The organism is Vibrio glycogenivorans, assembly GCF_051660965.1.
In the GTDB taxonomy this organism is placed as follows: domain Bacteria; phylum Pseudomonadota; class Gammaproteobacteria; order Enterobacterales; family Vibrionaceae; genus Vibrio.
Genome location: NZ_JBPVIS010000015.1, coordinates 20,090 through 44,975 on the forward strand (window position 1 = coordinate 20,090; position 24,886 = coordinate 44,975).

22 protein-coding genes are annotated in these 24,886 nt (G+C 50.4%); 20 read left to right on the forward strand and 2 right to left on the reverse strand.

Going from position 1 to position 24,886, the window contains the following annotated elements; all coding sequences use genetic code 11:
• Nucleotides 1-95 precede the first annotated feature (95 nt).
• The 19 genes from ygfK to ACSTTG_RS21000 all read left to right on the forward strand — a co-directional run bounded on the left by ygfK (nucleotide 96) and on the right by ACSTTG_RS21000 (nucleotide 22,838).
• Complete coding sequence (ygfK, locus tag ACSTTG_RS20910; RefSeq protein ID WP_438476136.1) at nucleotides 96-3,212, forward strand: putative selenate reductase subunit YgfK; 3,117 nt, start codon at nucleotides 96-98, stop codon at nucleotides 3,210-3,212.
• 14 nt (nucleotides 3,213-3,226) lie between these two features.
• Entirely contained in the window at nucleotides 3,227-4,555 is a 1,329-nt protein-coding gene (gene ssnA, locus ACSTTG_RS20915; RefSeq protein WP_438476137.1) for a putative aminohydrolase SsnA, read from the forward strand.
• 377 nt (nucleotides 4,556-4,932) lie between these two features.
• Complete coding sequence (gene xdhC, locus ACSTTG_RS20920; RefSeq protein ID WP_438476138.1) at nucleotides 4,933-5,853, forward strand: xanthine dehydrogenase accessory protein XdhC; 921 nt, start codon at nucleotides 4,933-4,935, stop codon at nucleotides 5,851-5,853.
• Nucleotides 5,854-5,989: 136 nt separating this feature from the next.
• Entirely contained in the window at nucleotides 5,990-8,578 is a 2,589-nt protein-coding gene (gene xdh / locus ACSTTG_RS20925; RefSeq protein WP_438476140.1) for a selenium-dependent xanthine dehydrogenase, read from the forward strand.
• A 2-nt stretch (nucleotides 8,579-8,580) separates the two neighbouring features.
• Entirely contained in the window at nucleotides 8,581-10,005 is a 1,425-nt protein-coding gene (locus ACSTTG_RS20930) for a nucleobase:cation symporter-2 family protein (protein WP_438476142.1), read from the forward strand.
• A 91-nt stretch (nucleotides 10,006-10,096) separates the two neighbouring features.
• Nucleotides 10,097-10,672 (forward strand): electron transport complex subunit RsxA, encoded by a 576-nt coding sequence (gene rsxA, locus ACSTTG_RS20935; RefSeq protein ID WP_438459299.1) that lies wholly within the window; start codon nucleotides 10,097-10,099, stop codon nucleotides 10,670-10,672.
• Between the two features lie 12 nt (nucleotides 10,673-10,684).
• Complete coding sequence (locus ACSTTG_RS20940; RefSeq protein ID WP_438476143.1) at nucleotides 10,685-11,269, forward strand: RnfABCDGE type electron transport complex subunit B; 585 nt, start codon at nucleotides 10,685-10,687, stop codon at nucleotides 11,267-11,269.
• An 11-nt stretch (nucleotides 11,270-11,280) separates the two neighbouring features.
• Nucleotides 11,281-12,774: an electron transport complex subunit RsxC gene (rsxC, locus tag ACSTTG_RS20945; protein WP_438476145.1), complete on the forward strand. Its 1,494-nt coding sequence runs from the start codon at nucleotides 11,281-11,283 to the stop codon at nucleotides 12,772-12,774.
• Nucleotides 12,767-13,765, forward strand: a complete 999-nt coding sequence (locus ACSTTG_RS20950; RefSeq protein WP_438476146.1) for an RnfABCDGE type electron transport complex subunit D — start codon at nucleotides 12,767-12,769, stop codon at nucleotides 13,763-13,765. The genes rsxC and ACSTTG_RS20950 overlap by 8 nt, the downstream gene beginning before the upstream one ends.
• On the forward strand, nucleotides 13,762-14,385 hold the full coding sequence (locus ACSTTG_RS20955; RefSeq protein ID WP_438476148.1) for an RnfABCDGE type electron transport complex subunit G: 624 nt from the start codon (nucleotides 13,762-13,764) through the stop codon (nucleotides 14,383-14,385). The genes ACSTTG_RS20950 and ACSTTG_RS20955 overlap by 4 nt, the downstream gene beginning before the upstream one ends.
• Nucleotides 14,378-15,046, forward strand: a complete 669-nt coding sequence (locus tag ACSTTG_RS20960; RefSeq protein WP_438476150.1) for an electron transport complex subunit E — start codon at nucleotides 14,378-14,380, stop codon at nucleotides 15,044-15,046. The genes ACSTTG_RS20955 and ACSTTG_RS20960 overlap by 8 nt, the downstream gene beginning before the upstream one ends.
• 57 nt (nucleotides 15,047-15,103) lie before the next feature.
• The gene (locus tag ACSTTG_RS20965) at nucleotides 15,104-15,361 is read left to right on the forward strand and encodes an RnfH family protein (RefSeq protein WP_438476152.1); all 258 of its coding nucleotides are present in this window, start codon (nucleotides 15,104-15,106) and stop codon (nucleotides 15,359-15,361) included.
• Nucleotides 15,362-15,439: 78 nt separating this feature from the next.
• Nucleotides 15,440-15,976 carry a flavodoxin gene (locus tag ACSTTG_RS20970; RefSeq protein ID WP_438476154.1) on the forward strand — a complete coding sequence of 179 codons (537 nt, stop codon included), beginning with the start codon at nucleotides 15,440-15,442 and terminating at the stop codon, nucleotides 15,974-15,976.
• Between the two features lie 353 nt (nucleotides 15,977-16,329).
• Complete coding sequence (locus ACSTTG_RS20975; RefSeq protein ID WP_438476156.1) at nucleotides 16,330-17,049, forward strand: outer membrane protein OmpK; 720 nt, start codon at nucleotides 16,330-16,332, stop codon at nucleotides 17,047-17,049.
• Between the two features lie 367 nt (nucleotides 17,050-17,416).
• Nucleotides 17,417-18,712: an ABC transporter substrate-binding protein gene (locus ACSTTG_RS20980; protein WP_438476157.1), complete on the forward strand. Its 1,296-nt coding sequence runs from the start codon at nucleotides 17,417-17,419 to the stop codon at nucleotides 18,710-18,712.
• A 2-nt stretch (nucleotides 18,713-18,714) separates the two neighbouring features.
• The gene (locus ACSTTG_RS20985) at nucleotides 18,715-19,662 is read left to right on the forward strand and encodes a carbohydrate ABC transporter permease (RefSeq protein WP_438459309.1); all 948 of its coding nucleotides are present in this window, start codon (nucleotides 18,715-18,717) and stop codon (nucleotides 19,660-19,662) included.
• The gene (locus ACSTTG_RS20990; RefSeq protein ID WP_438476159.1) at nucleotides 19,655-20,515 is read left to right on the forward strand and encodes a carbohydrate ABC transporter permease; all 861 of its coding nucleotides are present in this window, start codon (nucleotides 19,655-19,657) and stop codon (nucleotides 20,513-20,515) included. Before ACSTTG_RS20985 ends, ACSTTG_RS20990 begins: the two co-directional genes overlap by 8 nt.
• A 35-nt stretch (nucleotides 20,516-20,550) precedes the next feature.
• Nucleotides 20,551-21,642: an ABC transporter ATP-binding protein gene (locus tag ACSTTG_RS20995; RefSeq protein ID WP_438476161.1), complete on the forward strand. Its 1,092-nt coding sequence runs from the start codon at nucleotides 20,551-20,553 to the stop codon at nucleotides 21,640-21,642.
• A gap of 5 nt (nucleotides 21,643-21,647) precedes the next feature.
• Nucleotides 21,648-22,838, forward strand: a complete 1,191-nt coding sequence (locus ACSTTG_RS21000) for a Gfo/Idh/MocA family protein (protein ID WP_438476162.1) — start codon at nucleotides 21,648-21,650, stop codon at nucleotides 22,836-22,838.
• Between the two features lie 22 nt (nucleotides 22,839-22,860).
• Here the strand turns inward: ACSTTG_RS21000 and thpR are convergent, their stop codons facing one another.
• Nucleotides 22,861-23,382 carry an RNA 2',3'-cyclic phosphodiesterase gene (gene thpR / locus ACSTTG_RS21005; RefSeq protein ID WP_438476164.1) on the reverse strand — a complete coding sequence of 174 codons (522 nt, stop codon included), beginning with the start codon at nucleotides 23,380-23,382 and terminating at the stop codon, nucleotides 22,861-22,863.
• Between the two features lie 17 nt (nucleotides 23,383-23,399).
• Nucleotides 23,400-24,098: an NAD-dependent epimerase/dehydratase family protein gene (locus ACSTTG_RS21010; protein WP_438476166.1), complete on the reverse strand. Its 699-nt coding sequence runs from the start codon at nucleotides 24,096-24,098 to the stop codon at nucleotides 23,400-23,402.
• A 107-nt stretch (nucleotides 24,099-24,205) separates the two neighbouring features.
• Here ACSTTG_RS21010 and ACSTTG_RS21015 point away from each other — a divergent pair, with 107 nt between their 5' ends.
• Nucleotides 24,206-24,817: a flavin reductase family protein gene (locus ACSTTG_RS21015; RefSeq protein ID WP_438459315.1), complete on the forward strand. Its 612-nt coding sequence runs from the start codon at nucleotides 24,206-24,208 to the stop codon at nucleotides 24,815-24,817.
• Nucleotides 24,818-24,886: the final 69 nt, after the last annotated feature.

The window sequence follows — 24,886 nt, forward strand, 5'->3', positions numbered from 1 at the left end:
TGGCGCGTCACTTGCTCTACTAAGTACATTCCTCTTGGTTTACCCAGTCACCGACTGAGAAATCAAGCAAAGCACCGTATCTTAGGAGAGTGATTATGGGCGATATTATGCGTCAGATTCCGTTTAGCGAACTGCTCGAACGCGTGTTTGGCGAGTTTAAACAAAGCCAATCCATCTTTGGCATTCCAGCCAAACAGTTTTATAGGCAGCCTCAAGCGCGTGACTTTAGCGTATGGGGCGAGCAGTGCGCTACCCCCGTGGGACCCGCAGCTGGTCCACATACCCAGCTGAGCCAAAATATCATCGCCTCTTGGCTAGCAGGTGGCCGGTTTATCGAGCTCAAAACGGTACAAAAACTAGATCAGCTTGAGATTGCTAAGCCGTGTATTGATGCCGAGGATGAGTGTTTTAATACTGAGTGGTCGACGGAATTTACCCTGCCTAAAGCTTTTGATGAGTACCTCAAGGCTTGGTTTGCTCTGCACTTGCTCGAGGGCGTGTTTACTCACAAGCAGCCTGGTGACGATAAGTCGTTCGTGTTTAACATCAGTGTTGGCTATGACCTTGAGGGGATCAAGACGGCGCCGATGCAGGAATACATCGACAATATGCTCGATGCCTCACGTCATCCTAAGTTTGTTCAATATCAACAAGAGCTTAAGGCGTTTGTCCAACACAGTGAGCTGCTTGATGATTGGGATCGCGCGACACTGTCAGCACTCGTCGAACAGGTGCCTGCTCAAGTGACTCAAGGGGTGACGCTGTCTACCTTGCACGGCTGCCCATCGGATGAGATTGAATCCATCTGTCGCTATATGCTGGAAGAAAAAGGCATAAATACCTACGTCAAGCTCAATCCAACCCTGCTTGGCTACCAGAGGGTGCGTCATATTCTCGATCAGGCAGGCTTTGATTATATTGCTCTGAGTGAAGAGGCGTTCCTCCATGACCTGCAGATGGACGATGCCAAAGCGATGCTGCATCGTCTCTTTGCGTTAGGTAAAGACAAAGGACTTGGCTTTGGCGTCAAGCTAACCAATACCTTGGGCACCTTAAACAATAAAGGTCGCCTGCCAGACAAAGAGATGTACATGTCGGGCCGTGCGCTGTTTCCGCTGTCGATAAACGTAGCGCTCGAGCTGTCGAAAGAGTTTGACGGTCAGCTGCCTATCTCGTACTCCGGCGGGGCCAGCAAGTTTAATATTCGAGAAATTTTTGCCACCGGTATTCGTCCAATCACTATGGCGACGGACTTGCTTAAGCCTGGCGGTTACCTGCGTTTAGCGGGATGCGCACAAGAGTTAGACAACAGCCAAGATTGGCATAACAGCTGTGTCGATGTCGATAAGCTCGAACAACTCGCGACTAAGGCCTTAAGCGCCGATTACGTGCAAAAAGAGTGGCGTGGACCGGAAGAAATCCAGATAGATAAAGCGGTTCCGTTGACCGATTGCAGCGTGGCTCCGTGTGTCGCAGCTTGTCCAATCAGTCAAGATATCCCGGAGTATGTTCGCTTGGTGGGAGAGCAGCGCTATGTAGAGGCGCTTGAGCTTATCTATGCGCGCAATGCGCTGCCTTCGATTACCGGGCATATTTGTGATCATCAGTGCCAATACAACTGCACGCGCCGTGATTACGAAGGGGCAGTCAATATTCGCGAGATGAAAAAGATCGCCTTGGAGCAGGGCTGGCAGGGTTATCGTGACAAATGGCACCAACCGGGCGTTGATTCAGACAAGCCAGCGGTTGCCGTGATAGGCGCAGGTCCAGCAGGACTATCGGCAGGCTACTTTATGGCCCGAGCAGGTTACCCTGTGACGATTTTTGAGAAAGAGCGCAGCGCGGGCGGCGTGGTCAAACACATCATTCCCGAGTTCCGTATTCCGGCGGCGGCGATTGAGCACGATATCCAGTTTGTTCAAGACCATGGCGTGCAGATTGAGTATGGGGCCAGCGCGGACATCACGGTTGAGGCCCTTAAGCAAAGCGGCTTTAAATACATCTGTTTGGGTATCGGCGCCGATAAAGGCAACCCGATGTCACTCGCTGGCGATAATTCAAAGGTCTACAAGTCACTGGATTTCTTACGAAATTTTAACCGCAATCAAGTGCCCAATCTGGGTAAAAACGTCGTGGTGATTGGCGCCGGAAACACTGCGATGGACAGCGCACGCGCGGCGCTCAAGGTCGAGGGTGTCGAGAAAGTGACGGTGGTTTATCGCCGAACCGAGGCAGAAATGCCAGCCTACAAGGAAGAGTACCTTGAGGCGCTCGAGGATGGGGTTGAGTTTATCTTCCTTGCCAGCCCAGAGCACTTTGACGCAGACGGCCAACTGGTTGCCCGAGTGATGACGCTGGGTGAGCCGGATGAGCAGGGTCGACGTCGTCCGATTGCAACGCAAGACACCATGACAATCGAAGCCAATAGCGTGATCACGGCCATCGGTGAGCAAGCGAATACCCCAGTACTTGAGCGAATGGGCGTTCCCCTAGGGGCTGATGGCTGGCCGGTGATAGATAACCAAACTGGTGAGACACAGGTTGATAACGTGTTCTTACTTGGCGATAGCAAAACAGGGCCTTCTTCAATTGTCTCGGCAATCCAAGGTGCGCGACAGGCAACGCAATCAATCCTATCGCGTGAGGGTGAATCCGCATCTGGGCAAGTGGCCACGAGCGGCAAAGCGCTGACGACTGACCTGAGCGCGCTCTATCAGCGCAAAGGCATGATCGAAGTGAATGTTATTGAGCCACAAGATCTAAAGGCAGAGCAGCATCAGGCGTTTGCTGAGCAAGAAAGTGCTCGCTGTCTCGAGTGCTCTTATGTGTGCAGCAAGTGTGTCGATGTGTGCCCAAACCGCGCCAATGTCTCGTTGCCGATTGCAGGCTTTAAAGACGCGCTGCAAGTGATGCATATCGATGCCTACTGTAATGAGTGTGGTAACTGTGCGCAGTTCTGCCCTTGGGATAGCAAGCCTTATAAAGATAAGTTCACCTTATTTAACCTCGAGCAAGACTTCCACTCCAGTACCAACCCAGGTTTTTGGCTTGCGGAGAGTAACCTATGGTTGAGAGTCAATGGTGAGGTGCATCGCGCCCAGTTGGGTGAAAGCAATCAGTTTGAATTGCCACAAGGCATGGAAAAAGAACAGCAAATCATCCAACACGTCATCCAAAACCACGGCTATCTTCTCGGTGAAGTCAGCGCATAACAGGGAGGTTCACTATGTTAATTTTAACCAATGCAACAGCGGTTCAGTTTGAGCCAGCTTTGGTCCGAGAAGGGACGGATATCGCGATTGACAATGGGGTGATCCTTGAGGTGGGTAGCAACCTTGAGCACAAGTACCCCAATGCTAGCCGCAAGGATCTGCGTGGCAAGTTGGTCATGCCGGGTATTGTTTGCTCGCATAACCATTTCTATTCTGGTCTCGCACGCGGGATCATGGCCGACATTAAACCCAGCCCAGATTTTATCTCTATTTTGAAAAATCTCTGGTGGCGAATGGATCGCGCCCTGGATGAGGAAGCGTTGTACTACAGTGGTTTGATTTGCTCGCTAGAGGCGATCAAAAGTGGTTGCACTGCCGTTATCGATCATCACGCATCACCCAACTACATCGATGGCTCGCTCACTACGTTGAGAAAAAGTTTTCTTGAGACAGGGCTGCGCGGTATGACCTGTTTTGAAACCACGGATCGTAATGGTGGTGTCGATGAGATGATGCGTGGGGTTGAGGAGAATATCCGTTTTGCTCAATCGATTGATGCGGCAAAATCGTCAGGCGACGAGCCGTACTTGGTGGAAGCGCATATCGGTGCTCACGCGCCGTTTACTGTCTCCAATGATGGATTGGCAATGTTATCCGAGGCGGTTAAGGCGACCGGGCGTGGCCTACATATTCATGTAGCGGAAGACCGTTATGATGTGACCCACAGTCATCATCATTACGAACAAGACTTGATTGAGCGACTTGATAAATATGAGTTGATTAACGATAAAACCCTAATTGCCCACGGGATCTATTTGTCTGAAAAAGATATTTCAATATTAAATAAGCGCGATGCGTTTTTAGCGCATAATGCTCGCTCAAATATGAATAATAACGTTGGTTACAATAATAGTATTGGCCGATTTAATAATGTCGCGTTAGGTACCGACGGTATTGGCGCAGATATGTTCGAAGAGCTGAAGTTTGCCTTTTTCAAGCATCGTGATTCTGGCGGTCAGCTGTGGCCTGACAGTTTTCTCAAGCACTTGTTCAATGGTAATCAGATCCTTGCGCGTAATTTTGGTGCAAAATTTGGCCTGCTTGAGCCGGGTTATAAGGCCGATTTAACCATCCTAGATTATCTGAGTCCGACGCCATTGTTGGCTGAAAATCTACCCGGTCATTTTGCCTTTGGCCTCAATGCAAACAGTGTCTCAAGTGTGATGGTAGAGGGTCGTTTTGTCTACCAAGATCGAGAGTTTCCATTTGACGTTGAGTCCATATATCGTCAGGCGCAACGGGTCGCACAAAGAGTATGGCATACGATGGATGGTCTGAACTAAGACGTGGCTAGCAGTGCGATAACCATTACAACATGAAGTACGTTATTTAAATGTAACTTTATTGTATTTGTTCGGTGTATTTTCAGAGGAGGAAAGCGATTAAGTGACATTGGCGGGGATCAAATACGGTGCAGTTGGTTTATTTTGGTGCAGCATTTATTAGCCTTAATTAACACCGAGTAAGGTTTGTCGACGGCAATGCCAGAATAAACTCAATTTTGGTCATAAAACCAGCTAAAATGTGGGGTTTTTATAAGAAACTCCCACGATAAAAAATATTTTTGTCAATTTGTTTAATTGGTCAGAATATTGCAAGTAAATATTAATAAGAGTTACCTGCAAAATTATATTAGGACATGCGTAACAGGAGGTTCTTCATGTCATCATCCGTTGAGCAGTTATTGAGTGCATCTCGCCTCGATTGGCTAAATGCTTGCCAGTGGCTCGAGCAACAGGGAGAGGCCTACTGTATCGCAACTGTGGTGGCGGAGTCTGGCTCGTTGCCAAGATCCCATGGCGCTAAGATGGTGATCACCGCGACGCACCAATACGACACATTGGGCGGTGGTCAGCTTGAGTTTGAGGTGATTAAGTCGGCTCGCGCTGAGCTGAGCCAACGGCTTGGTGGGGAGTCACTGTCGGCCGTGCATATTGAGCGCTTGTCGCTGGCGGCAGACTTGGGTCAGTGTTGTGGTGGCGCTGCACAGGTGATGTTTGAGTTTTTTAATACTCAACTGCCCAACGTGGTCATCTTTGGCGCAGGGCACGTTGCGCACGCGCTGACCACTATCTTGCAGCCTCTGCCGTGTAAGGTTTTGGTCAGGGATAACCGTCAGGAGTGGTTGGACTCTATTGCAGCTCAAGGTGTCGCGGCGGAGCACTATACGTGTCCCAAGCAGGCCGTTGCAGAGCTGCCTTTAGACGCCTATTTAGTGATTATGACCCATGACCACCGTTTGGATTACGAGCTCACGCTTGAGGCGCTTGAGCGTGGGGACAGTCAATTTATCGGTCTTATTGGCTCCCAAGCGAAAAAACGTCGCTTTGAATTTCGGTTGAGTGAGCAGTTATCTGACTCTGCGCGGCTTGAGCAACTGACCTGCCCGATTGGTCACCCTGATGTACCCGGCAAACTGCCGATGCAAGTAGCCGTGTCCATCAGTGCCCAGCTGTTGGGTTTGTTTGCATCAAACCGCTCATCTAACCAAGCCAATGGTCAAGCAAGCCTGCAAGCCAGTAATCAAGCTCAATGGGATAAGAGTAATCAGCTAAGAAAGACGTTGAACACCTGTAACTAGTTGTTTTAATAAACTCAGTAAGGCCAAGGCGCTGTACTGAACACGATTAATCGGATCATTAGACAATCCATTGCTAACCGATGGGCGACTGCGCTCGTCAAAAATATAAGCCAAGCGTTATTTTGAGGGAATATGAATGATTGACTTAACTATTAATGGCCAACAATTTAGTGTTGATAATTCCATTCCTATTACCTTGATGGATTATTTAAGAGACGAGCATAGGCTAACCTCGGTCAAAGATGGCTGTGCTAAGGGTGCTTGTGGCACGTGTACCGTGATTATTGATGGCACGGCACAAAAGTCTTGTATCAACCTGTCGAGCATTGATGAGCCCCTCGATATTGTCACAGTTGAAGGACTATCAGAGCGCGAAAAAGAGGTGTTTGACTATGTGTTTGCCGAGGCCGGTGCGGTTCAATGTGGTTTTTGTATTCCCGGAATGGTGCTGGCTGCCAAGGCGCTCATCGACAAGAACCCTGAGCCAAACGAGCAAGAGATTAAGGTCGCGTTAAGACGCAACATCTGTCGCTGTACGGGCTATGTGAAGATTATTGACGCCATTCTACTCGCCGCGAAGTACTTTCGAGAAGGGCTCGCTGTAATGCCCAAACAGAATACGGGTAAGCTAGGCGATGACTTGCATCGAATCGATGCGCGTGAGAAGACCTTAGGCTATGGCGAATACGTCGATGATATCGTTGTCCCAGGAATGCTATTTGGTAAGGCGCTGCGCACCCGCTACCCAAGGGCACGCATCAATCGTATTGATACCCTAGCGGCGCAGCAACATCCTGATGCGGTATGCGTGTTGACCGCTGCAGATGTGCCGGGAGACAACAAGGTTGGCCATTTGGTCCAAGATTGGGATGCCTTAATCCCAGAGGGGGAGATCACCCGCTATATCGGTGATGCCATTGCGCTGGTAGCGAGCAAGCGCAAGGAGACACTGGATGAGATCCTTGCCCTGATTGAGGTCGACTACGAAGAGCTCACACCAGTCACTAGCCCAGAAGAAGCGTTGAGTGCAGAGGCACCACAACTGCATGCCTCAGGTAACGTGTTATCGAGTGAGCGCCTAGTGCGCGGCGACGCCAAAGCTGCTATTGCGGGCGCAAAATACAAGGTCACTCATACCTATTCAACCCCGTTTACTGAGCACGCGTTTATGGAGCCTGAGTGTGCGATCGCCATGATTGATGGCGAGGGTATTTTGCTTTATACCGGCGCGCAAGGGATCTATGACGAGCAGAAAGAGGTCGCTGGCCTGCTTGGGTTACCTAAAGAGAAGGTTAGGGTGCAGAGTAAGCTCGTGGGCGGTGGATTTGGTGGCAAGGAAGACATGAGTGTGCAACACCATGCCGCGCTGCTGACTTGGGTCACCAAGCAACCGGTCAAGGTCAAGTTCTCTCGCCAAGAGAGTATCTTGATCCACCCCAAACGTCATGCCGCGCAGATGGAGTTTACCACTGCCTGTGATGAACAAGGGATGTTGGTTGGCCTAGAGGCCAAGCTGCTGTTCGATACCGGTGCCTACGCCTCTTTGGGCGGACCGGTATTGCAGCGGGCGTGCACGCATGCTGCTGGGCCTTATCCTCTCGAGAACTTGTTGATTGAAGGTCAAGCGGTCTACACCAATAACCCACCAGGTGGCGCGTTTCGAGGCTTTGGCGTCTCGCAAGTGGCGTTTGCAATGGAGTCGAACCTTAACCTATTGGCAGAGCAGGTCGGGATCTCGGCGTGGGAGATCCGTTATCGCAATGCAATCCGGCCCGGGTTGGTGCTCGCCAATGGACAGATTGCCGATGAGAGCACGGCTCTAGTCGAGTGTTTGGACGCGGTGAAAGATATTTATCACTCGAGCAAATATGTGGGTATTGCCACCTCATTTAAAAATGCCGGGCTTGGGGTTGGGGTGCCTGACACTGGGCGCTGCATGATCTCCATTGAGCAAGGCCAAGCACATATCCGTACCAGTGCTGCTTGTATTGGCCAAGGCATCGGTACCGTAGCGGTACAGATGTTCTGTGAAGTGACGGGGTTACCACCGGGTTGTGTGGTGGTAGAAGCGCCAGATACCGCAAGAACGCCTAATTCCGGGACCACCACTGCTTCACGCCAGACCGTATTTACCGGTGAAGCGGTGCGCAGAGCCGCAGTAAAAGTCCGCGAGGCCATGTCGCCAGGGTGCACACTGAGCGATCTCGAAGGCCAAGAGTTTTACGCCGAGTACTGTAGTGAGACCGACCCAATTGGCAGTGATAAAACCAACCCAGTCAGCCATGTGGCTTATGGTTATGCCGCTCAAGTCGTGATCTTAGGTGAGGACGGCAAAATCACTAAAGTCGTGGCGGCGTACGACCTGGGGAAGTTGGTTAATCGCAAGAGTGCAGAAGGACAAATCGAAGGTGGCATTGTCATGGGGCTCGGTTATGCACTGACCGAAGACTACCCATTAGTCAATGCGATACCCAAAGCCACCTACAACAACTTGGGACTGCTAAAAGCAGCGGATGTCCCAGAAATTGAAACCATCATTGTCGAGCGTGAATTCGACGCAACCATCGCCTGTGGGACCAAAGGAGTCGGCGAACTCGCCACGATTCCAACCCCACCGGCTATTCAGGGTGCCTATCTAATATTGGACGGTAAGTTTAGGACAAAACTACCGATGGATGACACTAGTTATACCAAGAAGAAAAAGAAGAAGACAAGGAGACGTTAGTCATGACTGAGAGTAATCAGGGAATAACGCCAAAATCAGAGTTAATCTACGCATTAGACGATAAACCGAATAAAGTGGCGTCATTTTTTGCCGCACTGCAACACCTGTTGGCGATTTTTGTCGGCATTATTACACCACCGCTGATCATAGGCGGTGCACTAGAGCTATCACCGGAGTTAAAGGCTTACATTATTAGTATGGCGCTGTTTACCTCTGGGGTCGCCACCTTTATCCAAACCAAGCGTTTTGGCCCAATTGGGTCGGGACTACTCAGCATCCAAGGCACCAGTTTCCCATTTATTACCTTGTGTATTGGTATCGGCCTGTCGGTAAAAGCGTCAGGCGGGACACCCGAGCAGGCGTTGGCATCGATTTTTGGTGTTGCCCTTATCTGTTCACCGATTGAGATGATCTTTAGCCGATTTATTCCGGCGTTGAAGAAGGTCTTTACACCGCTGATCAGCGGCATTGTTGTGACACTGATTGGTATGTCACTGGTGCGCGTGGCCATCACGGATATTGGTGGTGGACAATGGCTGCTGACCAACAAGCCTGAGGCTTATGCGAGTCCGCAGAATATCGCGTTAGCGGCAATCGTTCTGTTTACCGTGGCTGCGTTAAATGCAAGTCGCAACAAATGGTTGAGAGTTGGCGCAATCGCTATTGGTCTTACACTGGGTTATGTGTTGGCCTCGATGATGGGAATGGTCAACTTTGGCAAGATTGGCGACCTGGGCTGGATCAACGCGCCGGTGCCGTTTAAGTTCGGCTTCCACATTGCTTGGGAGTATGTGATCCCAATGGCGTTTATGTTCTTGATCACCACTGTAGAATCGATTGGTGACTTGACTGCCACCTCAATGATTTCTGGCGAGCCTATCAAAGGGAAAAAGTACTTCAAACGTATCTCAGGCGGTATCTTGGGTGATGGCATCAACTCTGCTATGGCAGCGATCTTCAACTCATTCCCGAATACAACGTTTAGTCAGAACAACGGTGTGATCCAAATGACCGGCGTGGCCAGTCGTCATGTTGGCCTATGGATTGCGGGTCTGCTGGTGCTGTTAGGTCTGTTCCCAATCGTTGGCGGTTTGTTCTCGATTATTCCTAACTCGGTCCTTGGCGGGGCGACCATCATCATGTTTGGTACAGTGGCAGCGTCAGGCATTCGAATTATCGCCAGCAACACCATCGATCGCCGTGGGGTGATGATCATTGCGATGTCTTTGGGTATGGGGCTTGGTGTGGTGTTTAGACCCGAGGTACTGTCGGTCTTCCCAAGTTATGTACAACATATCTTTGGCTCGGCTGTGACCACAGGTGGCTTAACCGCGATTGCGCTTAACCTGCTGTTGCCACAGGCGTTGCGTGAGCAGAAACCCAGTGGTGACGGTGAGCCGCTAGAGCCAAAGCCGCAAGCTAACTAACCTCTCGAACGAACAAAGGAAAACATCGTGTTGTGCTGCAATCTACGATAACCAGGATTGCAGCGCTTACTAAAGCGTTAAGGATAACTCAATGCCAGAAAGTGTCGTGATTTTATTAAGTGCCGCCTTTGTCAACAACGTCGTGTTGGCTAAGTTTCTTGGCTTGTGCCCGTTTATGGGGGTGTCAGGAAAAATAGCCAGTGCGCTAGGGATGGGGATTGCGACCACCTTTGTTTTGACGGTGGCGGCGATCACGACCTGGCTGATGGAAGTCTATGTTTTGCTGCCATTGCAACTGGAGTATATGCGAATTATTGCGTTTATTTTGGTTATTGCCGCCGTGGTGCAGCTCACCGAGCTGTATGTAAGAAAAGCCGATCCGGCCCTGTATCAGTCGCTAGGTGTCTTTCTTCCCTTGATCACTACTAACTGTGCAGTGCTAGGGGTGGCGCTATTAGCGGTTCAAGACCAGCTGTCATTTATCAATACGGTGATGTTCAGTTTTGGCTCTGCCCTCGGGTTCACGTTTGTGATTGTGGTGTTTGCTGGCCTGCGTAGCCAATTGGCCCTCAACCGTGTGCCAGCTGCCATGAAGGGCACACCGATTGCCTTTATCACTGCTGGTCTTTTGTCGATGGCCTTTATGGGCTTTTCTGGCATGGCTTGATTTGGGGGAAATATGGTCTCAGTAATCTTCTTTATCCTTTTAGGTGCCGCGTTAGGTGCTGCTCTGGGCTATGCCGCCATCGTGTTTCGAGTCGAGGGCAATCCGATTGCCGACAAGATTGAAGACATGATGCCAGGCTCTCAGTGTGGTCAGTGCGGCGAGCCAGGGTGTCGCCAAGCCGCAGAGGCGATGGCACAAGGGACGTTAAGCCCTGATTCATGTCCATCCGCGGGTCAGGATTTCATCGCCAAGGTGGCTGAGATGTTAGGCATCTCGGTCGCAGATAAGCGCGATGAACCTCAGATTGCCTATATTACCGAATCGCAATGTTCGGGCTGTACTCGCTGCTTTAAGGCGTGTCCTTATGATGCGATTGTGGGGGCCAATAAGCAGATGCATACCGTGATTCAGCGAGTGTGTACCGGTTGCGGTGTGTGTGTTGAGGTTTGTCCTCAAGGCTGTTTGCAGATGCAGGCGGTGAAGACCAGTGCAGCAAACTGGTATTGGCCGAACCCAGACCAAGTGCCAAACCAAGTATCAGCGCAAGTACCAGAGCAAGTACCAGGGCAAGTAATTGAAACGAAGATGATAAATTGAGGTAAGGCTAGATGATAATAAAATCTCCGTTTCGGGGCGGGATCAAGCCACGTGGGCGCAAATGGTTAACGCGCGATAAGGGTATTGCCAGACACTTTTGGCCTAAGCAGGTGTATATGTCGCTGATGCTGCGCAGTGGCGTGATGCTCAAGCCGCTAGTCAAGGTGGGCGACAAGGTGGCGCGCGGGCAGGTAATTGCGGTTGGACGTTCTGAGATGGATGCGCCGCTACATGCCTCGGTGAATGGCGTCGTCACAGGAATTACCTCACACATTACGGCGCATCCCTCTCGAGCCAATAGCGATACCATCATCATTCGCGCTGATCAAAGCAAGCATTGGTGCACGCACACCACCAAAGGCAATTTCTATCAGTTAGGCCATGAGGCTATTCTGGCCAAGATCGAGAGTGCTGGGGTGGTTGGCCTGGGTGGAGCCGGTTTTCCCACCGCCACAAAACTTCAGTCTGCGCGTCAACACGCGGTTTCGACACTGGTGATTAATGGCGGGGAGTGCGAGCCATACCTGACCTGTGATGATTTAACCATGCGCCGTTACTCAGCAGAGATTATCGCTGGCGTGCGCTTAATGCTGACGGCGACAGGCGCAGAGACCGCGGTAATCGGTGTTGAGGACAACAAGGCTGAGGCGTTTGAGCAGCTGTCAGCATCGGCCTCTGAGGATGCCAATATCAAGGTGCGCAAGGTGCCAAGCATCTACCCGATGGGCTCCGAGCGACACCTGATTAAGGCGGCGACGGGCATCACCGTGCCTTTAGGGCAGTTGGCGATGTCGGTTGGCGTTGTAGTAAATAATATCGCGACGGCGCAAGCGGTGTATCACGCGGTGCGTTTTAATCGCCCTTTGGTCAGTCGCACGATCACGGTGTCAGGCAAGGGCATCCAAAACCCACAGAATGTTGAGGTGCCGATTGGTACGCCTGTGCATGAGATCCTCGAATTCTGTGGTGGCTTTGACCATGACACCGAGCGGTTAATTTTTGGCGGCCCGATGATGGGCCAAGTGATCGCCTCACCGTTTGTACCCGTGGATAAGTGTGTGGGGGGGATCCTCGCCCTCACTGCAGAAGAAGTCCAAGCACCGCCAAAACAATCCTGCATCCGTTGTGGTCAATGTGTGCGCGCATGCCCAATGGGCCTGATGCCGTTTCAGATGGCGGCGCATACCCGCGTCTCGGCGTTTGATAAGGCTGAGCAGTTGGGCGTGAATCATTGTCTCGCCTGCGGAGCATGCTCCTACGTGTGTCCGTCCAACATCCCTTTGGTGCAGTACTTTCAGCATGCAAAAGGGGTGATTAAGGCGGGTAAAGTGCGTGAGCAAAAATCGGCCGAGGCCAAGAGATTGACTGAGGCTCGTAAGTTACGCCTAGCGAGAGAGGCCGAGGCGAAGAAAGCCGCCAAGGCGGCCAAAGCCGAAGGACGGCGTAAACGCTCCAGCCGAGCGCGTAAATCAACCACTGCCAGTACGGAGGCAAACCATGATTAACTATGATTCTGCAGCGGGGCCTTTTGCACACTCGGAGAACTCGAGTGTCAGAATCATGTATCGCGTGATGGCGTCGCTGTTACCGGCACTGATGGTCGGTGTTTATCAATTTGGTATCAACGGCTTATCCATGGTCATGGTGTGTTGCCTAGTCGCCGTACTCAGTGAGTATCTTTGTCTCAAGTTGATGGGTCGAGATTGCCGCGCCTGCCTAGATGGCTCAGCACTTCTCACCGCACTATTGTTGGCGATGAGCCTGCCACCCACCGCGCCACTGTGGTTGTGCGCAGTAGGTACGGTATTTGCCATCGTTGTGGGTAAGCAGATCTATGGTGGCCTTGGTCAGAACCTGTTTAATCCTGCCATGTTAGCTCGAGTAATGCTGTTGATTTGCTTTCCACTGGAAATGAGCCAATGGGCAGGACCAACCCCGGTAGAGTTTACTTTAGATCAGGTCAACATTCCCGATAACTGGCTTTTATTTGACGGCGTGTCAGCGGCGACCGTACTTGGTGAGAGTTCAGTTACGCCAAGCCTGAGCAGCCTGGCGTTAGGCAGCCACGCGGGTAGCCTAGGTGAGACCAGTGCAATACTGATACTGCTAGGTGGCGTCTATCTTATCTACCGACGTATCATTCATTGGGCGATCCCGGTTGCATTTATCGCCGGCTTGGCGCTGCCAGCGCTGATCAGCTCGACATTAGCACCGACACAATTTTTATCGATGCCTCAGCACTTGTTGAGTGGCGGTGCCATGCTATGTGCATTTTATATTGCGACCGATTTGGTCACCTCACCAAGCACGGTGAAAGGGCAGCTCATTTACGGCGCGGGATGTGGTGCACTGGTGTGGTTGATCCGCAGCTATGGCAGTTACCCCGAGGGTGTGGCATTTGCCGTGCTGCTGCTCAACGCGATCAGCCCCTTGATTGACCACTATGTAAGACCAAGCCTGTTTGGCAGTCAAGCGACCAAGGAGGGTGTGAAATGAGCGCGTTGATTGAGAGATGGAAAGAGCGGATTGCGTATCAAAGTCTGTTACTTGGTAGCTGTTGTGGTCTTGCCGCATCACTCCTGTTTATCTGTTATCACTATACGCAGCCGGTTATTGCTCAGCGAATCCTTGATGACCAACAGGCTCTACTGACTGAGGTCCTTGCTGGTGCTGATGTCGCGAACCGTGTGTTTGATCGCAGCCAAAGTGTGGTTTTCAATGATCAAGTCTACTTGGTTTACTCGGTCAAAAACGCTTTGGGTAAGACCTCGCATCACGTTATCAAAGCCCAACAGAAAGGCTACAGCGGGCCGATCAGTTTTCTCCTTGGCGTCGATGCAACAGCAACGATTACCGGCGTTCGAGTGATTAGCCACAGTGAAACCCCAGGGCTGGGCGATAAGATTGAGCTGGCCAAAAGTGACTGGATACTCGATTTTAATGGTCGCAGCTTAACCAACACACCCGCCTGGGCGGTCAAAAAAGATGGCGGCCAGTTTGACCAGTTCACTGGCGCAACCATTACCGCAAGAAGCATGGTGCAGGGAGTGCATAATGCGCTGCAGGCATTTGAGTCCCGCAACAGCACTGAAAATCAGGAGGCGATCAATGAGTGATTACAACAAAATCGTTTACCAGGGATTGTGGGGCAACAATATTGTATTAGGACAACTGCTGGCCCTGTGCCCATTGTTGGCCGTAACGAGCAGCGCAACCAATGGCTTGGGCCTGGGCCTGGCTACCACTGCGGTGATGATCGCCGCTAATGTACTGGTCTCGATGGGTAAAACCTTGATTAGCCGAGCAATTAGAATTCCAGTCAATATCATTATCATCGCCACCTTAGTAACACTGACCGACTTGATGCTGAACGCCTGGCTACACCCGCTTCATCAGTCGCTGGGCCTATTTATCCCTTTGATTGTGACAAACTGTGCCATTTTAGGCCGCGTTGAGTCGTTTGCCAGTCGCTCGGGAGTCCTGCCTTCACTTATAGACGGCGCTGCAATGGGGCTTGGGTTTACTTGGGTGCTGGTGCTGCTCGGCGGCATCCGGGAGGTGCTTGGCAGCGGAACCTTATTTGCCAATGCGAGCTTGCTGCTTGGAGAGCAGTTTGCCTTTCTTGAGATGACACTTATCGAAGAGTATCGAGGATTGCTTCTGGTGATATTGCCGCCAGGCGGTTTTTTGATTCTCGGAGCGTTGCTGGGTATTAAGCAAAGCTTTGCCCGGCGCCAAGCATCGGCGCGCAGCCGTTTGATTGCCAGAGAGCAATAAGCACAAAAAGCGATAAATGCAAAAACAACAAGTATTGAGATTCATAAGGATAGAGAGATGAAAGTGAGTGTAGTGTATGCGTTACCGCAAGAGCAGGTTTGGCTGCCGTTAGAGGTGAATGAGCAAGACACAGTAATGAACGCCATTCATCTCTCGGGAATCTTAACCATGTTTCCGAGTATTGAACTCAACCAGCTTAAGGTGGGGATATTTGGCAAACTCACCAAGCTGGACTGTCAGTTACAAGAGGGAGACCGGGTCGAGATCTATCGCCCAATTACCTGGAAAAATGAAGAAAATGATATCGATGGTTAACGGCGAGCAACAACACGAAATTGTGAACAATTATATTGAAATACAATGATTATATTTAAAACCTATTAGGAGTATATGATGGCTAAAATTGGTATATTTTACGGAACGGACTCAGGGAGTACCAAGAAAATTGCAGCTTTAATTCACCAAACATTAGGTGGTGATATTGCAGCGCAGCCTGTAAATATTAATCAAGTCGATGAGACTGCATTTGACCAATACGACTATTTGATCCTCGGCACACCGACCTATGGCGAGGGTGAGTTGCCAGGGTTGTCTGCTGAGTGTGAAAGCGAAAGCTGGGAAGAGTTTGCGCCTAATTTTGATGATATGGATCTTTCTGGTAAAACCGTCGCGTTATTTGGGCTTGGTGACCAAGTCAATTATGCGGATGAGTTTGTTGATGGCCTAGGCGAGCTGTTTGACTGTGTGGTGGATTGCGGCGCCAATGTCGTCGGTAGTTGGTCTACTGACGGTTATGGGTTCAACGACTCGACCGCAGTGGAAGAAGATAAGTTTGTTGGCTTGGTTATCGATAAAGACAACCAATCCAACCTATCTGAGGATAGAGTGGCGACCTGGGTTGAGCAGATCAAAGGTGAGATGGCGCTTTAATCATGTCTTTGTGACAGTTAACTAGCTCAATTCAACAGTCCCAAAAGAAACCTTAATACTGAGGTCAGTCTTAACACTGACCTCAGTATCACCACGAAGAATATGACAAAGTAAATGCTTATTTAATTAGACGGCGCTAAATCTTATCAGCGTATTGTGTGTATTATATTTTTCTAAAAATTATATTCTCTGGCGAAAGTTGTTTTTATATATTTAGCCGTAGGTAATTCAGATGAGAAACCTATAGCAAATTAATATATGCAATTATATTAATTGCGGGGGTATTCCCTTCGTTTAATGATTGTATATATCAATTTGTGTTTATTTTTGGATTAACTTAAAAGGACTTATTAATGAGATACGCAAAATATTTATCGCTGCCGCTGGCAAGCTTAGCTTTGGCCAGTACGGGTGCACAGGCAGAGCTTAACTGGCAAAATTTTAGTGTCACGTACCTCTATGGCACAAACTATCAGTTTACCCCCAATGGCGAGATGGAGGTGGTGACCTTTGAGCATGCAAGCTCACACAACTGGGGTGATACCTTTCTGTTTATTGACCGAAGAATGCCAGATGAAGGCAACGCCGATTTCTATGGCGAATTTAGCCCACGCTTGAGCTTAAGCTACCTGTCTGGCAGCGAGCTATCGCTAGGTCCAGTCAGAGACTTATTCGTTGCCACAATGTGGGAGATGGGCGAGGGGTTTGACAACTTTGGCGCAGGTATCGGCAGCGCCTGGACGATCCCTGGTTTTCGCTACGTCAACCTAAACCTGTATTACATGGACAACGAAAAGAGTGATAACGAGTGGCTGTTTAACGGTAGCTGGGCACTGCCATTAGAGCTCGCCAATCAGAAGTTCTTGTATGACGGGTTCTTTGACTGGTCGAATAGAACCGATACCAATCTCGCCGAGTTTAACTGGACGTCTCAGTTGAAATGGGATGTGGGGGCCAACTTTAATCTATCGGCACCTTTGTACTTAGGGGCTGAATTTGCTTATTGGAATAACAAGTACGGTACTGATATCAACGAGCGAGTGACCTCAGCACTGGTGAAGTGGCACTTTTAATCTGTAATAGATAAATCAATGCGACTGTTGTGGTCTGCATAGGTGGGCCACAATAATCCATCAAACTTTAGCCTCTCGCGACGTGCGTTAAGATGGTGCAATAGACTGCCACATAAATGAACGATTGCACCATAATAGTTACCCGCTCGGGCTGATTTGTGTTGGCAACACTAATAAACCGCAACTCAATACCCAAGAGAGTGAGGTTCCGATCTGGCTTAATTATTGCTAACTTATTGATGTAATGTCAATTGTTGTAGAAATCATCATATAAGCTTGGCTCGCTAACATCATGAACTGTGAGCGGTTGTTTAAGCGATTTTGCATCAATTTTAAGCGGAATACTAATCGTAAGTAGGGAAGTAAAGTGATTAGAGCGACAAGCATCAACACATTGGTTTTAGCATCCAGTGTATTGATTAACGGAATTTATGTTAACCATGCCTTAGCGAGTGACGTCACACTGACATACATGTCATGGGACCCATCACAGCTCGAGGTGGAGCGTCAAGCCATCGAAGCGTTCGAGTCAGCGCACCCTGGAGTTCGGGTTAAGACCACAGCGGTTGCCTCTAAGCATTACTGGACCCGTCTATCGGCACTGGCAGCAGGCAAAACCATGCCGGATGTGTTTATGATGTCATCGGGCTTTATCAAAGAGTGGTCGGCAGCCGACTTATTGGCTGATTTGACTGAACAAGCGGATGAGACCGTTTTAAATGGTTACTATCCAGCGGCTTCTGCGGCAGGGATGGTGGAAGGGCGCCGCTTTGCGATGCCGCAAAACTGGGTCGCTCCCGTCTTGTATTACAACATTGATATGTTTGAGGCGGCAGGCGTGCCACTGCCTAAGCCTGATTGGACTTGGCAAGACTTCTTAGCGGCCGCTAAGGCGCTGACACTAGACCACAACGAAGATGGCAAGATTGATCAATGGGGAATGTGGATGTTTGGCCGCTATGCCCATATCGATGCGTGGGTGTTTCGCAATGGGGGGCAGTATCTCTCCGATGATGCATCGGCGCTCTCGTTCAATCCCGCTGCGGTTAGCACTTTAAAATTCTTAAACGATTTGATCCAGGTTCACAAGGTTGCGCCAAAGCCGCAAGAGATGGAGGGTATTCGTCATCAAGATGTGATGCCAATGGGACTGGCGGCGATGTTTGTTGATGGTTCATGGTTTATCTCCAACACGCGCGATATCGTCGGTGATCAATATCGTTGGGGGATCGCCCAAGTACCTCTGGGCCCAGATGCGAAAGGCGGAGCAGATCGTGCCTACACATGGTCTGATATGCTGTCTATTTCCGCCGACTCACCAAACAAAGACCTGGCTTGGAAATTTATCCAGCACATGTCTGGCGGAGAGCGCTCTGTCTCTGACTATCGAGGCGGGAAAATTCCAGCCTATATTGCTACCGCTGAAAGCGCGGACTTCCTTGAGCAAGATCAGCAGCCGGCTAATAAACACCTGCTGCTGGAAATAGGCCAGCAAAACACCTATTCAGGCTTTTCTGCTAATTGGAGTGCCTGGCGCGGCTATGGCGCCTCGGGCTCGGGTGGCTTAAATGGTGAGCTCGACCAAGCCTTTAATGGCAGAAAGTCAATTGAGGAAGCGATTGACGCAGCCACCGCCTATGGCAATCAGGTGTTGAATAACTGATTGTGATAGCCAAAATAATCAAGCTGGCGCCAGCTTTTCACCTCTTCCAGATGAGAGCATACCAGCGATCATCTGGCCGAAAACGGTTAAGTGAAAAAACTCTGGCGCTGCTGTTCCTATTGCCAACTTGTCTTGGCTTAGTCGTGTTTCGTCTGGTGCCTATCGTGTGGTCTTTTGCTCTGTCTTTCTATGAGTGGAAAATTTTTGATACGCCGGAGTTTGTTGGGCTGGCAAACTACCGCCAGATTGCCAGCTCGGAGCTCGCACTGACCTATTTTTCCAACACCGCGCTCTTTTCGCTGATGTATGTGGGTGGCTCAATTGTGATTGCGACATTGATGGCTATTGTCCTCAATCGGGCCTTTCGCTTCTCTGCTTTGTTTCGCGGGGCGTTTTTCTTGCCCTACATTACCTCTGCTGTCGCGGTCACCTTGGCCTGGCGTTGGATCTTTGCCTCGCGATTTGGGCTGTTAAACAACCTGTTGCTGTGGTTGGGAGTGACCAGTCCCCCGGCGTGGCTAGCCGACCCTTTTTGGGCACTGCCGTCAGTCGCCATCGTGGCAGTGTGGAAAGACGCGGGATTTTACATGCTGTTATTACTAGCAGGGTTGCAGACCATTGATCCCACCCTCTATGAGGCGGCACGAGTTGATGGAGCAGGGCGCTGGCGCCGTTTTTATCGCATCACGCTGCCGCTGCTCTCACGCAGTTTGTTCGTGGTTGCGATCATCGCGCTGATCCGCTCTACCCAGACGTTTGAGATCACCTACTCACTGACCGGTGGCGGTCCAAACCATGCCTCAACCACATTGGCGTTCTCTATTTATCAGCATGCCTTCGTTGATTTTAAGTTCGGTTACGCGTCTGCGCTGGCTTATCTGTTGTGCTTCTTGTTAGGCCTGCTAACTCTACTCAAATTTCAAATCAGAAAGCGGTGGCAAGATGACTGATTACCGTGCTCAAGAGCGACAAAATAAGGCAACACTGGTCGTGCTGTACGGTTTTTTGTTTGCCTACCTGATATTTGCCCTTGGCCCATTCTTATGGATGGTGATCACCAGCTTTAAGGTGCCATCGGATGTGTTTAGGATCCCACCGAGCCTGCTTCCGAGCAAGTTAGTCTCAGAGGACCCAATGGGCAACTATGTCATCCTGTTTACCCAACACGATTTCTGGCTGTTTATGCGCAACTCGCTGCTAGTCGCAACTGGCGCGGCGATTGGTCAGGTTTTTACCACAACCTTGGCGGGGTATGCGCTCGCGTGTTTGCCAGTCACGGGTAAAAATGGCCTGTTTGGGTGTTTACTGGTCACCGCCTTTGTGCCGGTCGAGGTGACCATTATCCCAGAGTTCTTGATGATGCGAGAGTTGGGGCTGCTCAATAGCCTTTATGCGCTCATCGTGCCGTCTTTTCTGGTCGGAACCTTTGGTACGTTTATCTTGAAAGAGTACTTCTGTCAGCTACCGCAGGAGTACAAGCAATTAGCCTATGCAGAGGGAGCATCTGCCTGGCGAATATTTCGAAAAATCTATTGTCCTTTAGCCAGACCCGCCATCATTGCGGTGTTCGTGATTGCGTTTACCAACAACTGGAACGAGTTATTGCGACCTCTGCTGTTTTTAAATGACACGGAGCGCTACACCTTACCACTGGGGTTAATGAACTTCTTTAGCCAGTATGAGGCGAACTGGACGGTGCTTATGGCAGGCTCGGTGGTTTCAACGCTGCCGCTTATTATCGTGTATGCCTTATCGCAACGCTATGTTCTCTATGGTTTCAGTGTCGGCGGGATTAAGGGTTAGAAGTTGGATAGATGGAATAAACTAAGGAAGTTGCAGTGATCGCCCTAGAAAAAGTGACCAAATCAATCGGCAAGACACCCATCCTTCATGGTATCGACCTCAAGGTCGACGAGGGTGAGTTTATCGTGCTTGTCGGGCCGTCAGGTAGCGGAAAAAGCACTCTGCTGCGCCTTATCTGTGGGTTAGATCAGCCGACCAGTGGCGATATCTACATGAAACAGCGGTGTGTGACGGAACTGGAGCCCGTTGAGCGCGATATCGCGATGGTGTTTCAATCTTACGCTTTATACCCCCACCTAACCGTGTTTGACAACCTGGCTTTCCCTCTTGAAAGCGCAGGGTGGCCAAAGCCGCAAAGAATAGAGAGAGTGAATCAAACGCTCGCATTACTCGGACTAGAGCATCGAGCAAAGCATAAACCTAAAGCGCTTTCGGGCGGGGAGCGTCAACGTGTGGCGATCGGGCGGGCGATTGTGCGTCGACCTAAGGTGTTTCTGTTTGATGAGCCCTTATCTAACCTAGATACGGTGCTAAGAACGGAGATGCGCGCAGAGATCACCGCGCTGCACCAATCACTCGGTTCAACCATGATCTACGTTACCCATGATCAGGTTGAAGCGATGACGATGGCGGATAAGGTCGGTGTGGTCCATCAAGGTCGAATTGAGCAGTTCGATACACCGCTTAATCTTTATCACTATCCAGTCAATCAATTTGTGGCGCGCTTTATCGGACAGCAAAGGATCAACCTAATACCGGCTCAAGTTACTGAGATTGTGGATGGTGCGCTTAGTGTTGTCGATGCCAATGGCCACCACTACCGCCCAAAAGTTCACTCGCAAGGGTGCAAGGTCGGTGACAGGGTCACTGTAGGGTTAAGGCCAGAGTCGCTATCGCTTTGTGGGGGAGATAGTGCGATTCGCATGACTTGCCAACGGCGTGAAGCGTTAGGTCATGTGAGTCATCTCTTTGGTCACTTGGAGGATTCGACGCCTTTGACAGCAACACTTTACACCGAATTGCCTAAAGCGCAGCACATCACCTTACACTACTGCTCGTCGTCACTGCATCTATTCGATGCAGCAGGTGTGGCATATTCGCGTTTAGCTCATGAGACAAAGGAGTGACTAAGATGAAGATCGCCGTGATTGGTTTGGGGCGTCGCGCCGTGATGGTGCTCAACGACCTGTATGCCGTTGACTCAGAAACCAAACTGGTCGGTTATTGCGATCCCAACCCAGTGTTACTGAACAAACTCAACCTGCCGGTTTGTGGAGGCAACCATCAAAGCGTGCAGGATATGCTGGCGAGCGTGGTACCTGATCTGTTGATGGTTGCCTCGCCCAATCATCTTCATCTAGAGCATGTTAGAGCAGGACTTGAAGCTGGCGTTAAGGTGTTTTGTGAAAAGCCGCTCGTCTCTTCATTAGAGCAAACCTGGAAGATGGCAGGCTTGTTGTGTAAATATGGCAGCTCGCGCCTGATGGTGGGGATGGTGTTGCGTTACTCGCAACACATGCTGGACCTGAAAAAAGTCATCGCTGATGGCACTCTGGGAAGGATTGTATCCCTCGAAGCATGTGAGCATATCCTACCTTCACATGGGGCGTTTTTTATGCGTGATTGGCGGCGTTTCAGCCGTTACTCAGGAGGGTATATGCTTGAAAAGTGCTGTCATGACCTGGACTTGTATCACATGTTAGTTGGCTCACGACCGAGCAAAGTCGCCAGTTTTGGCGCACGTGCTGCATTCGTACCAGAGTTTGAGTCCCGCCTTGAGGGGGATCAACAGTACCATCAACGGCCCAGTTATTGGCGCTCGACGTCAAATCCGTTTACCAGCGAGGCGGACATCGTTGATCACCAGACCGCTATCTTGCAGTTTGAAAATGGTGTTTCAATGACGTTTCATACCAACACCAACTCCCCAGAATTGCAGCGCCGGTTTTCGATTTATGGCACGCATGGCATGGCGGAGGGGGAGTTCGAGAAAGGCTACCTTAAAGTCCACTGTGCGCGCACCAATCAGTTGTGTCTGGATATTGATTACACTCAGGACCCTCAGGCGTGCTCTCATCATTACGGCGCTGATCTGAGAATGGCCAACCTTCTCAGCCAGTTCTTACGTTGTGACGCAGCCCCACTCGCGGTCACAGCCAAGCAGGCTTTAGAAGCTGGCATTATTGCATTAAGTATCGACAGTGCGCGTCGCCTCGGTGAAGTGATCGATCTTCAGCCGCTTTGGCACAGACTGGATGCATTCCCATGGCACCGCACGGGTTGTGAAGCTCAGTCGAGTCTAGATAGTACCCGCTCAATTTGAGCATTATATTGTCGCCGTTTTCTCACGCCCTCATTGGCATGGACTCAATAATGCGGTAGGCACTGCGACCTTCCGTTGGCAAAGATTCCATTAACGCAACACTCTCTACCGGTAGGGTTTGTGCTTTTAAGCTGAGGTTTGACGGCACGGACGTTGCTCTGCGCACCAAGGTAATATGCGCTATGTATTGATGCTGACCAACAGGAAAGTGTTGCTTTGCCAGTGTTTGGCATAACTCATGCTGAAATTGCTTAAGGGCCAAATTAGGTTGTGTGCCCAGCCAAATCAAGGGAGCTCGCTTGTGATGGAAGACGCCAAAGTGATCAATCACGAGGCTGAGGGAAAAGGGCCGCATAAGATGAAGATTGTCGATGAGCTGGCTGGTTTGATGCGGCGTCGTTTGGCCAATAAACGCCAAGGTGATATGTAGTTTATCAAGCGCAGTATAGTTGCCACCAATGCCTTGGTGTTTAAGCCGTTGTTGGTATTGAGTGATCATTTGTTTGGTTTCACCGCTGAAGGTGAGGGCGTAGAACAGCCGCACGTTATTGCCCTCCTTAGTTATCTGCCTGCATCGGCAACCAGTTGTTCCATGGCGCGATTGTCGAGAATTTGCAGCCCTAGGTGCGACTGATTAGCGAGCCACATCGCTCTCGCTACTGTGCGGGCGTCAATCAATCGTAGATTTCTTAACGGGCCAATCATCACTGGATTAATAACATTCAAGATGGTTGCGGTGATCACCTCGCTTGTGCGCGGCTGCTGGCGCTCTCCCGCCAAAGGACCTGGCCGGAAGATAGCGGTATGGTCAAATTCAAGCGCTTGAACATACTCTTCCATTAAGCCTTTGCACTGCAAATAATAACTGAGACTTTTTCGTGCTGCGCCATAGCTAGACACCACCGACAGGCGCTGGATGTTGGCTTGTTTCATTCTATCAGCGACACTATTGACCAGGTGTAGATCGACATTCGCTAGCCGCTGCTTAGAGCCTGCTTGTTTAAGTGTTGTGCCAAGGGCAATAAAGCCACAGGTTGGCGGCAGGCAAAGTTGGTCGATATCTTCGTGGGTAAAAACTAGGTGAGGGTGGAGACACTCAATGATGCGCTGGTCATCTCGACCCAAAGCTTGACGGGTGATCACCAGCACTTGCTGGCAACGCGGATCAGCAAGCAACACATCGAGCAGCGCACTGCCAATCAATCCCGTTGCACCGGCGAGCACGGCGGTATAGTCATGTTGATTTTCGACCGAGATCATTGCACTTGTCCAATAGTTGCTACACACTCTAAACCTACCACAATCTAGGGACTTTGCCCGAGCCATTTTGCTGGCCTCGGGATTATGCTCATGCAGCGGAGGGAAGAATGCAGATTGATTTTAAGGCGCTCTCATCGAGCGAACGCTACCACTTAATGACTCAAACCGTTATCCCACGGCCGATTGCTTGGGTGCTCACCGAGTCTTCAGAGGCGAATTACAATTTAGCGCCTTTTTCCTATTTTACTGCGGTGTCGAGCCAACCCCCTTTGATGATGTTCTCTATTGGCAAGAAGCCAACGGGTGAGCGCAAAGATACCGTGGTCAATCTCGAGCGCCAGCAGCGCTGTGTGGTGCATATTGCCAGTGCCGAGCTTGCGCCTTCAGTGAGTGCAACCGCGGAGACGCTCGATCATGGTGAATCTGAAGTGAGCAAAAACGCGATAGAATTGAACACTTTGACTGATTTTCCTCTGCCAAGGGTTGCAGGTGCACCGATTGCATTTGGTTGCCGACTGCAGCAGATCATTGAAATGGGTGATACCCCTCAGTCACTGGTCTTTGTTGAGATAGAGAGTGTTTATATCAGTGATAGTGTCGCGTGCAATGTGGATGGGCGAGTTAAGGTTGATGCGGCGCTGTTACAGCCACTGATGCGCTTGGGTGGACAGGAGTATGCGCATCTGGGTGAGGTGTTTAGCGTGTCGCGTCCTAAATGAGGGTGAATATCTTTGCGCGTGTTAACATGCGCGTGTTAATAAAGGGTTGATAAGGTAGCGAATTTGCTA